The sequence below is a fragment of the Longispora sp. NPDC051575 genome (assembly GCF_040681875.1).
Classification (GTDB): Bacteria; Actinomycetota; Actinomycetes; order Mycobacteriales; family Micromonosporaceae; genus Longispora.
Genome location: NZ_JBFAZP010000004.1, coordinates 759793 through 770363, shown reverse-complemented (window position 1 = coordinate 770363; position 10571 = coordinate 759793). Strand labels below are relative to the sequence as shown.

Genomic DNA, 10571 nt, shown 5'->3' with positions numbered 1-10571 from the left:
GGTACATCCACACACGGCCCCACGTGCTGACCGCCTTGGTCTCGATCGGAACCCACACATCGAACCTGGTCCCGAAACGCCCGACCCTCACGAACCGCTACTTCCACTTGCGCGTCCACGGCCCTACTGGCTGGCCGCCTTGGTCCCGGTCAGAGCCCTCACGTCGAACCTGGCCCCGACACGCCTGACCTGTGCTTCTACGTGCCTACTGGGCGGTCTGGAACAACACCGCCCCGGTACCTCACGGCCCTACTGGCTGGCCGCCTTGGTCTCGGCCGGAACCCTCACATCGAACCTGGTCCCGACGCGTCTGACCTGTGGATCTCCGCGTGCCTGTCGGGCGGTCCGGAACTTCTCCGCCTCTCACCGGTCAGGACCCTGACATCGAACTCGGCCCTGACACGCGTGCACTACACGCCGTTCCTGCCTCGTGCTGTCTCGCTTCCTTACGTCTTGCGGTACCGCTGATCCGTTCACGGCCCTGGTGGCCGCCGGGCAGTGTCACCGCCCGGAGCCCGGTGCACCAACCCGGCCCCAACACGCCTGACCTGCCTATCCACTCGAACGGGCAACTAGTCTCTGTCGCCCCGCATGGACTCTTGCTCGCTTCAACGAGAGTAAAGCTAACACGAGTCTGAAGGCATGTCTACTCCGACCCCTACAGATTTTCTTTGGCGTGTTCGGGCGGCTCGTAGGTCACGCCTGGGGCCGGGGCGGGCGCCGCGGTCGGGGGTCCTCGGGCTCGGAACCATCGGGGCCGGCTCACAGGTGCGACAGTGGTGCGGGCCGTCGGGCGACGCCGACCAGCCGGCGGTGGCCGCCTCGTCACACAACAGCCGCCAGTCGTGATGGGCGTCCGTGACGTGCGGGTAGCACGCGCCGCAGGCGTCACAGGTCAGGTCGTGGGAGTCCAGACCGTCGCCGTCGCGGTGGGTATGGCGGGCCACCACTCACCTACCGGCGGGAGCGACGCGGACGACGGGGCGCCCCCGCAGGACGGCGATCTCCGCCCGGGCCGCGGCGAGCGGCCCGTCCAGCGGCCCGCCCCGGCTTCCCGGCGCGAGACTCACGCAGGTGACGATGTCGCGGACCGGCCTCACGAGTCGCAGTTCCACAGCCATGACCGCCACCTCTCGTACGAAGTGATACCTGCCGATGTCCAACAGAAATATTACAGCGGCAACAACAGATTGATGCAACTGGAAGCGGCAGGAAACCCTTGCGACCCGCGTCACAACAGCCTGCTGGACGGGGTCGGGCCTGGCTGCGGTGGTCCGGATGGTGGAGATCGGCTCCCGTGCTGGACGGTCCGCTGTTCCAACCGCGGGCCCCGGCAAGGGCTGGAAGGCACCCGAAGCTGTGCCGTCCTGGACGGGTCAGCGGGTGAGGTAGGCGGCGAGGCCGCCGAGTTCCTCGTTGGCGATGAACACCGATCGGACGTTGATGAGGGCTTCTTCGACGTGGTCGGTGCAGCCCCACGCGGCGTCGCCCCACGAGTCGGCGATCTTGATCTCGGCCGGTGCGGCGCAGTCGCGGGCGCCGCCGAGCTGGCAGTGCTCCGGGTGCGGCGCGGCGGCCTGCTCCGCTGCGGCGATGCGCATCTGGGCGGCGAGTTCCGCGGCGGCGGTGGCGCGCTGTTCGGCGGCGGCGCGGAGTTCCTGTTCCGACTGTACGGCTCTGGCCAGGTCGTCGTTGGCCGCCTGGGCGCGCGCCTCGGCGGCCTGGCGGGCTTGTTCGCCGTGGTGGCGTTCGATGGCCAGGGCTGCGGTGCCGGCGAACACCCGGGCGAGGGCGAGGTCGGTGTCCTGTGGGACGCGGGGGGTGCGGTGGTACATGGCGAAGGTGCCCAGCAGTCCGCCGTCGCGGGCCAGGATCGGCGTGGACCAGCAGGCGGCCAGGTCGGCCCGGAGCGCCAGGTGTGAGAAGTCGGCCCAGAACGGGTCGGTGGTGATGTCGGTGACGATGACGGGTAGTCGCCGGTGGGCGGCGGTGCCGCAGGATCCGACGCCTTCGCCGGTGGCGATGCCGTCGATGGCCTGGTTGTAGAAGTCGGGCAGGCTGGGCGCGGCGCCGTGTCGTAGGTGCAGGCCGTCGGGATCGGCGAGGAGTACGGAGACGAGGATCTCCTGCGGGGCGAGGTTCTCGATGCACCGGGCCATCCCGTCGAGTACCTCGGTGAGGGGCGCCTGACGGGCGATCTGCTCCAGCAGCGCACGGTGCTCGGCCATCAACCGTTGAGCGTGCCTGACCTGGGTCGTCTCCACGCCGATCACGCCGACCCCGGTCACGGTGCCGTCGGCGGCCCGGCGCGGCTCGAAGGTGAAGTCGAAGAACGCCTCCCGCGCGTGGAGGCCGTCGCCGAGCATGATCCGGACGTCACGGCTGGTGTGGAGTTCACCTGTGCGGTGGACCCGGTCCAGCTGGGCGATGAAGCCCCGCTCCACCACCTCCGGCACCAGGTCCTCCAGCGCGACCCCGGTACGGGCACGCTCCCCGCCGAAGAGGGCGAAGAACGCCGGGTTCGCCGACTCCACCAGATGCTCCGGCCCGCTGAGCGAGACGAAGACGGCCGGCGACTGCCCGAACAGGGCCCGCAGATCCTCGGGTACCTCCCATCCGCCAACCGCGTCCGCGACAACCGGAGCCCGGCCTGGAACCGTGGTCATGGTCTCGCCCGCCTCTCAGCCTCGGATACGCACATGGTCGAACGGGGGTGCGCCCGCCATCGTCCCTCCGGAACGTGGCCCACTGAAGCGGCTTCAGGCGGCCCGGGCGCTGCTAGGTATGCGGTCGGGAACATGACGACCCTAAGGGACGGGTACTCAGACCACACCAGCGAGCAGCCCAGCATGGCACCCGCAGGCAGGGGCGTCTACGGCGACTGGTCCATCCACCTGCCTTTCTCGGATCGGGCGGGTCCCCCGACACGTGTCGTGGACTGCGCGGGGAGTAACGGCTTGGTATCCGACAGTGAGTGTCGAGGAGTGGCGTAGGTCACGATACTGGTCGGGTGGCCAACGAAATCCGGTTGAGGTCGGCCTGCTGGGCGCCGTGGTTTCCGGCTCAGCGAGGGCCACAGGAACCCGCTGCAGGCCAAGCCGCCCGAGCACCCGGGTCAGGACACGTTGTGCAACGTGAGCCGGCGCCCTGTCCGGCCCGAGATCGCGGTGGTCTCGACGGTTCACCGGGCGTGGGTGGCCCGGTCGTTCATCTCGTCCGGAGCCGCGTGCGCGGACAGATCCGCTTCCCCGGCGAGGACGACGATCTCGCCCGCGCCGACGGCCACAGGAGGTACTGACATGAGTACAGGTGAAGGACTTTCGGAGGAGCAGCGGGGCCAGGTCGAGCGGTGGGCCGTCGAGTTCAATGGCTTGCGCCCGTCGGACGGGTGTCTGACCGAGGCTGTCATCGAGAGGGTCGGACCGATTCCGGTGACCGGCACGCCGGCCCGGGCCGTGGCGCGTGCGTACTTCGAGTCCAAGCTGCCCGCCGCCGAGGTACGTCGCGCGCACGCGCTGCAGGCCGCCGACCCTGCCTCGGTGTCCGAAGACTGGTTCAACGCGCCGGCGTACTGGCGGGCTGTGATCGCCTGGCTCGACGGTCAGGTGGAGACGCCGCCCGCCGTACCGGCCCGCCCGCAGTGGTACTTCCGGGACGACGTGGTCGAGCTCGATCGCGACCTGATGATCGGCGAGAAGTCTTATCCGGAGGGGACCACGGGCACCGTCCTCCGCGTCGCGGACGTCACCCTGGTCAAGCTCGCGCGCGAGGGCCGGGTCGGGGTGATGTTCCCGGGACGGGACATCAGGGTCGTGCCTGTGGAGCTGCTCCGGCCCGCGGGAAACGTGGACCCCGGTCCGCTCCGGTCACCGGAGAGCTGCGACCACGAGTGGAGCCGCGCCGGCTACCGGTGGGGTCCCGTCGACCGGGAGCGCGGGGTCCGGCCGTTCTGGTCCCGGTCCGTGTGCACCGGAACGCGGGTTCACGGCACCGGACCGCCCACCGACACGCCGGCCCTCCGGAAAGGACCGGCGCGTCCGTGCGTCAGTGGTTGTACTTGAACCAGGGCTGGGTCCAGCCGAGGTAGGGCTTGCCCCACTTGCTCTTGATCTCGGCGATCGTGGTCTCGGTCAGGGTGCCGTTGCCGTGGATGTCGTTGGAGATGAACTTGCCCCCACCGATGGAGATCATCACGTGCCCGGCGCCGCCGGAGAAGAAGGCCAGCCCGCCGGCGGGTACGGAGGTGTCACCCGCGTGCTTGTACGCCGCCGGGACCTGGGTCCAGTGCACGTAGGCGGTGGTCGACCCGCTCGCGGGGAACCCGTAGGCCAGCCCCATGATGTGGTCGCACCGGTTGTAGTAGTCCGCGACATAGGAGGTCGTCTTGTGGTTGATCGCCCAGGTCACGGCCTGTGAGCAGCTCCGTGGGTCGCCCAGCCCCGCGGTGGAGCACGCCGGACCCGAGCCGCACAGGGGCGCGACGAGGTCGTCGGAACCGGTGTACACGTAGGTGTCGGTGATGTAGCCGGTGGAGATCTTGTCCCAGATGTTGCTGGTGCCGTACTTGCCGGTGACGGTGTCGCCGTAGGTCTGGCAGATGATGGTCACCGACGCGCCGTTGGCGACGGAGCCGACCGCCGTGGAGCTGACGTGGGGGCCGGACCGGACGGTCACCGACACGCCGCTGTCGGTGTGCACGGTGCCGCTGGCGGCGAAGGCCGTCCCCGCGGAGAGGGTGACGACGGCGGTGAACACCGCGCCGATCACGCCGAGACGCGCCATACCGCGGCGCAGCGAACCATTTCCTGACATGGGCACTCCCAGGTCTCATTTCATCAACAGATGGAATGATCTGAATGTATGGAGAGGTGCTGGAGCTGTCGAGGAACCCACGGTAAGCAATACATCTGACAACAGTCAGATCAAGGGCCCGGACCAGCGGGGTACGCGCCGGGCGAGCGGGCTGCCGGCGGCCGTGGCGGACCCGGCACACGGTACTGCGGAACGCCGCGACTCACTCTAAGGTAGCCATATGTCGCGATCGGACCCGGCAGCTCCCGAACCGTACGTCTTCGATCCGACCGGCGAGACCGGGCGCCGGACGCGGGCCCGGTTCGAGTACCAGGACGAGTGTGTCGCTCTGCGCTGTATCGCCAATCTGCTCTCCGACCAGGTCCACGAGATCCTGGTGGAGTGGTCGACCGACTACCTGGTCGGCCTGTCCGACGGCGGGGTCGAACTCGTCTCCGTGAAACACCGCGAGCCCGACCGTCGAAGCTGGACCATGGGCGAGGTGGTCCGGGAGATCCTGCTCGGACTCTTCCGGGTGTGGCGTCAGAGCCAGGACGGCTGCGTCCTGGTCTTCGAGTCCAACGCCCCGGTCACCCGCGCCGTGCGCGCCCAGCTGACGCCCCACGCACTCGCCGACGGACTGAACGGCAAGGGCAAGACGCCCACCGGCCTGTTCGTCGACGAGGCGGAGGCCGCACGGTTCTCGGCCGCCCTGGTGCTCGACCGGCCGGCGCTGCCCAGCCGCGAGCACATCTCGGCCGTCGGGATCAGACGTCTGGGGGCGGTGCTGAATCTGGCAGACCGCGATTCCCGTCTCGCCGAAACCTGCTACGGGGTGCTTCTGCGCCGGATCGCGACGGCCGGCACCGAGCGCCAGCCCACGGCCGAGGAACAGATCGGCCTGCTCGTCGGCGCCGTCCGAGACCTCAGGTCCCGGCGGGCCCCGGACAGCTCCCGGCACCGACTCCGGATGGCGGACCTCCGTGACCTGGTGTTCGCCGCGCACGACGAGGCCACCCACCGCCCACCCCGGCCGCTGGTCGCCCGGACCGACTGGACCCCGACCCCCCGACCCTGGTCGGGCGGCGACGAGATCCGGATCGGTGACAGCGCCTTTCTCCTGCACGATCCGGTCCGGACCGAGATCGCCCCCGATCGCGCCTGGTGTCGGCACCACGCCCGGGCCCGGCAACTGGAGCCGGTCGGCAGGGACGTGTGGCTGACCGGCCTGGTCCTGAACCGCCGGGACGCCCCGGCAGTGGCCGAGCTGCGGACAGAGCGGAGCCTGTACGAGCGGCATCCGGAGCTGCCCGACCTGGTGGCCGTGGACGACCGCGCCCTGGCCGTCCAGGTGCCGAACCGGGCGGTCCCGGTGGCGGAGGTCTACGGCCAGGGCGACACCCCGGTACCACGGTTCCTGCTCTTCCGGCTCTTTCGCGGGCTCCCGTCGCTCGCCCGCCCCCTCCACGTACTGCACCGGCTGGGGCGGGCGCACCGGGATCTGCGCGCCGACAACATCCTGGTGCTGCCGGACGGCTCGCTGTGCCCGCGCGACCTCGGGCTGGCCGCCCGGCCCGCCGTCGCCGGGGAAGGCACGGCGAACTACCGGGCTCCCGAGCAGTGGCGGCCCGCTTCCACCCCGCCGGGGCCCACCACCGACGTGTACCAGCTGGCGGCGGTCCTCTATCACCTGGCCACCGGCCACCCCGCCGACCAGGCCCCGCCGGAGCCCAGCGCGGTGCACCCGGATCTGCCCCGCGCACTCGACGACCTGCTCCTCGGGGCCCTGGCAACCGACCAGGAGTTCCGACCCGACCTCACGTCCCTCGTCACCTCGCTCGCGCGCCTCGGCGGGGGCGCGGCGTGACGGGCCCGGAGACGATCCGGCTGGCGCGACCGGTCGTCTTCGTCCCTGGCCGGAACCTGGCCGAGCAGATGATGAAGGCCCGGGCCGAGCACGCCCACCTGCCGACCCCGCAGGCCGCGGTGCACGAGCTGGGGTCGCTGTCCTCGGCCAGCGGAGTGCCCGTCACGTTCGACGGCCAGTGGCAGAACGTCTACGCACACCGCTGCGTGCTGGGGGTGCGACGCTCCCGGCAGGGCGACGTCTACTACGTGGAACGCATCGGACCGATCACGTTGCGGCACCACAGAGAGCTCGCCGCCGGTGCCGTCCTGGTCTCGGCACCCGGGTGGTGGTGGCGTGACACGCTCGGCACGGTCCCGGCCGGGTGCGTGACCCTGGAGCCCCGCCCCCGGACCCGCCCCCGCACGACCACGACACCGGCACCCGGCCCCGGCCCCGGCCCGGCGGAGACTGCCCTCCGGACGTTCTGCGCGGCCCTGGACGAGACCATCGAGGCGGCCCGACAGATCGAGGCCGCCACGGCCGGCGCGGCCTTCCTGCCGTACCTCGCCGTGTCCAGCACCGCGGCGACCCGTACGACGACGGCCGGCGTCTACGCGTTCCACCTGGCCCGCCCGGGACAGGTCGGACCCGGCGCCTGGGTGGAGCTGCGCGCGGCCCCCGACCTGCGCGGCAGGGTGGTCCGGCTCGACGGCGCCGTGCTGACCGTGCGGTTCGCGAACGCCGTGGACCGCAGAAGAATCGCCGACCAGGGCGAGCTCGTCCTGTCCGCCAACACCGTGATCCCCAACGTGCAGTCCCGAGCCGTTCGGGCGCTCCGCGACGGCACGTCGAGAAATCCGGCGCTGGCCCGGATCCTCGTCGACGGGGCGTTCGCGCCGCTGTCCCCACCCGACCGGCGGGCCAGGCCCGCCGAGGACCTGGACACCGACCAGCTCGAAGCGTTCCACCGGGCGCTCTCCGCACCGGAGATCCTGCTGGTCCAGGGCCCACCCGGCACCGGCAAGACCCGGACCATCGTGGAACTCACCCGCGCGCTGGTCGCCCGGGGCGAACGGGTCCTGGTCGCCTCGCACACCCACCGCGCCGTCGACAATGTCATCGAGCGCCTGCCCGAGTCGGTTCGGGTGCTGCGGGTCGGAGACGAGAGCAAACTGTCGGCGCAGGTCAGGCAGTACACCATCGGGGCCCTCGCGAGTCGCGTCCAACAGCAGATCCTGGACCTGACAGTGGCCCGGGCCCAGCACCTGGCCCCCTGGTCGTCGCCCATCCCCGCCGTCGAGGCGGCGCTCGCGCGGCTGACCCCGCCCGACCCCGGGCGACTGGCGCTGGCCGAACAGGCCGAGCAGCACGCCAGGCACGCGGTCGACGTGCGTCTCGCCGAGGTGCGCCGGTGCGAGGAGCGCGTGCTCCAGGCCACGGCGCGGAAGCGTGGGCTGCTCGGCTTCGTCTTCGGCCTCGTGGCCGATCACCGGGGTGCGGCGGTGAACCGGGCCCGGGCGACCGCGGGCAGCGCCACCGCCGAACACCGGGCAGCGTTGGACGCCGTGGCGGCGCTGCGGACCGAGCTGGACCGGTGCCACGAGATCGCGGTGCGGCTCCGGGCCCGGGTGGCGTCGGTGACCCGGCCACCGGAGGTCGAGCGGACCGCCGCATCCGTGGCGGCGTTCGACGCGTGGATCAGACGCGCCGTGCCGATGTTCCGGGCCCGCGCGGAGCTGATCGGCGACTGGCGCGCGCAACTCGCCCAGCCCAGCGACCAGCTCCATCCCGAGTTGGTCCGGTACGCCGAGGTGGTCGGGTCCACGTGCATCGGCGTCGGCGTCGGCCGCAACCTCCTCGCCGACCTGGACTTCGATGTGGCGATCGTCGACGAGGCCGGACAGATCCCGCTGGCCACGACCCTGGTCCCTCTCGTGCGGGCGCGCCGGGCGGTGCTGGTCGGCGACCACCGGCAGCTCCCGCCACTGGTCGACGACGACGTGCGCGCCTGGCTCCGGCACACCGCGAAGGGGGAGTCCGGTGCGCTGGTGGAGCTGCTCTCCACCAGCGGCTTCGAACGGCTGATCACCACAGCCCCCGACAGCCACCGGATACTGCTGGGCCGCCAGCGCCGGATGCCGAAGGAGATCGGCGACTTCGTGTCCGACCAGTTCTACGGTGGCCGCCTGAGTACCGCGACGCCGCGCCGACGCCCTCCCGCGCTGTTCGACCACCCGTTGGTACTGCTCAACACGGCGGACGCGCGTCCGACACTCCGCGCCGAGCGCCGGTGGGAGGGCAACGAGACGTTCCAGGTCCCCGGCTACGACAACCCGCTGGAAGCCGACCTCATCGTCGACCTGGTCCAGCACTACGAGCGCTGCGGCCGCGAGTGGGCCGTCATCGTCCCCTACCGCGCCCAGATCCAGAGGATCCGAACCCGGTTGGAGAGCCTGCTCGGCGACCGGTCACTGGTCGACGCGAACCTCGGCTCGGTCGACGCGTTCCAGGGCGGCGAACGGGACGTGGTCGTCTACGGCTTCACCCGCAGCAACCCGCGCGGGGACATCGGCTTCCTGTCGGAGTTGCGCCGGCTGAATGTCGCCATCTCCCGGTCGAAGGAGCAACTCGTGCTGGTGGGCGATGTCGACACACTGGGCAACGCCCGGCACCCGGAGTTCCGCGCCCTGTTCCGGGCGCTGGTCGACCATGCCGGGCGCCACGGCCAGGTGCTGCGGTCGGGCGAGCTGCGGGCCCTGATCGCCGAGGCGTTGCGGAGCGGCGTGTGACCGAGATCCTGTACCCCGCGTACCGGGCGGTCGAGGTGGCCGCCGGCGTGCCCGGGGCGCGGCCGCTCCGGCTGTTGTCGATGCTGTTGCCGGTCTGGCGGGTCGAGGTGGCCACCACGGTCCGCGAGGCCCAGCCGTACGAGGTGTTCGACCGCTTCCTGGCACGCGGTATCGACCAGGCCGGCCTGGACACCCCCGCTAGCCTGGCCCTGTTCTTCGGCGTGGAGGCCTCGCTGGTCGAACGCGCAGTCGGGTTCCTCACCACCATCGGCCATGTGGCCAGGACCGACGACACCGTCTCGCTCACCGCGTTGGGGCGGCAGTCGGTGCGGGACGGCTGCCGGTACGTGATCAAGGAAGATCGCACGATCCTGTACTTCGACCGCCTCAGCGGTGGGCCGCTCCCGCAGAGCCACTACACCGGGATCAACTATCAGCCCCACCAGGAACAGCGGGGCTTCCGCGGATTGACGTCCATGGGCCCCCCGTTCCAGGCGAAGGCACTCGACGCCCTGGTCGGTAGGCGGGATCGCGCGGCCTTCAACCTGCCGGACGGGCTGACCGACGCGCGGCTGGAGTCCTTCGACATGCGCTGGATCCCGGTGCACGTCGTCGAGACCCGGAGCGATCCGCGGTACTTCGTCTTCAGCGGGGCGACGGCGGGCCGGGACCGGCACCTGGAGCGGGTGTGCAACGCGAGCCCGGTCTTTCTCGACGCGCTCGGCGCGGAACCGGCACCGGACCACGAGCAGATCTGGCGGAACTGGCTGGACAGCCGGGGCCTGCACTCCGTCCGCCCGGAGTACGCCGCCTCCGGGGTGTTGCGCGCGGTCCTGCCCCCGGAGTCCTTCGGTCCCGGCGCCGTGTTCCGGGCGCACCGGCCGGGGACCTTCGAGCCGTACCAGCAGTCCTTTCTCCAGTTGTGGTGTGCGGACGAGCGGATCCGGACCCGGGCCGCGGCCGAGCGGGCCCTGATGATGCTCCGGTCGGGGGCGGTGCGCACCGCCCAGGATCTGGACGAACGACTCCACCACCTCGGCGTCCAGTTGGAGGTCCGGACGCCCAGCCCCAACCAGGTCTGGAACTGGGCCGCCGAGCGCGACGACCAGGTCGCGCTCTCCGCGCTGGAGCAGATCTTCTGA

Annotated in this window: 7 protein-coding genes; 4 read left to right on the top strand and 3 right to left on the bottom strand. The window is 71.1% G+C overall.

Going from position 1 to position 10571, the window contains the following annotated elements; all coding sequences use genetic code 11:
- Positions 1 to 950: 950 nt before the first annotated feature.
- Positions 951 to 1121, bottom strand: a complete 171-nt coding sequence (locus tag AB0M43_RS14335; RefSeq protein WP_363724539.1) for a hypothetical protein — start codon at positions 1119 to 1121, stop codon at positions 951 to 953.
- Between the two features lie 255 nt (positions 1122 to 1376).
- The gene (locus AB0M43_RS14330; RefSeq protein WP_363724537.1) at positions 1377 to 2666 is read right to left on the bottom strand and encodes a GAF domain-containing protein; all 1290 of its coding nucleotides are present in this window, start codon (positions 2664 to 2666) and stop codon (positions 1377 to 1379) included.
- A 633-nt stretch (positions 2667 to 3299) separates the two neighbouring features.
- On the opposite strand from AB0M43_RS14330, the gene AB0M43_RS14325 reads away from it, so the two are divergent.
- Positions 3300 to 4061: a hypothetical protein gene (locus AB0M43_RS14325; protein WP_363724535.1), complete on the top strand. Its 762-nt coding sequence runs from the start codon at positions 3300 to 3302 to the stop codon at positions 4059 to 4061.
- Here the strand turns inward: AB0M43_RS14325 and AB0M43_RS14320 are convergent.
- Entirely contained in the window at positions 4045 to 4812 is a 768-nt protein-coding gene (locus tag AB0M43_RS14320; RefSeq protein WP_363724533.1) for a hypothetical protein, read from the bottom strand. The genes AB0M43_RS14325 and AB0M43_RS14320 overlap by 17 nt on opposite strands.
- Positions 4813 to 5032: 220 nt before the next feature.
- On the opposite strand from AB0M43_RS14320, the gene AB0M43_RS14315 reads away from it, so the two are divergent.
- Genes AB0M43_RS14315 through AB0M43_RS14305 form a run of 3 tightly spaced genes read left to right on the top strand, consistent with a single transcriptional unit; the run spans position 5033 to position 10571 of the window.
- Positions 5033 to 6658 (top strand): hypothetical protein, encoded by a 1626-nt coding sequence (locus AB0M43_RS14315; protein WP_363724531.1) that lies wholly within the window; start codon positions 5033 to 5035, stop codon positions 6656 to 6658.
- Positions 6655 to 9429 carry an AAA domain-containing protein gene (locus AB0M43_RS14310; protein WP_363724529.1) on the top strand — a complete coding sequence of 925 codons (2775 nt, stop codon included), beginning with the start codon at positions 6655 to 6657 and terminating at the stop codon, positions 9427 to 9429. Before AB0M43_RS14315 ends, AB0M43_RS14310 begins: the two co-directional genes overlap by 4 nt.
- Entirely contained in the window at positions 9426 to 10571 is a 1146-nt protein-coding gene (locus AB0M43_RS14305; protein WP_363724528.1) for a hypothetical protein, read from the top strand. The genes AB0M43_RS14310 and AB0M43_RS14305 overlap by 4 nt, the downstream gene beginning before the upstream one ends.

Excerpts from the sequence above, each read along its gene's own strand:
- AB0M43_RS14335 (WP_363724539.1), bottom strand. The coding sequence starts at position 1,121 with ATGGCTGTGGAACTGCGACTCGTGAGGCCGGTCCGCGACATCGTCACC.
- AB0M43_RS14330 (WP_363724537.1), bottom strand. The coding sequence starts at position 2,666 with ATGACCACGGTTCCAGGCCGGGCTCCGGTTGTCGCGGACGCGGTTGGC.
- AB0M43_RS14325 (WP_363724535.1), top strand. The coding sequence starts at position 3,300 with ATGAGTACAGGTGAAGGACTTTCGGAGGAGCAGCGGGGCCAGGTCGAG.
- AB0M43_RS14320 (WP_363724533.1), bottom strand. The coding sequence starts at position 4,812 with ATGTCAGGAAATGGTTCGCTGCGCCGCGGTATGGCGCGTCTCGGCGTG.
- AB0M43_RS14315 (WP_363724531.1), top strand. The coding sequence starts at position 5,033 with ATGTCGCGATCGGACCCGGCAGCTCCCGAACCGTACGTCTTCGATCCG.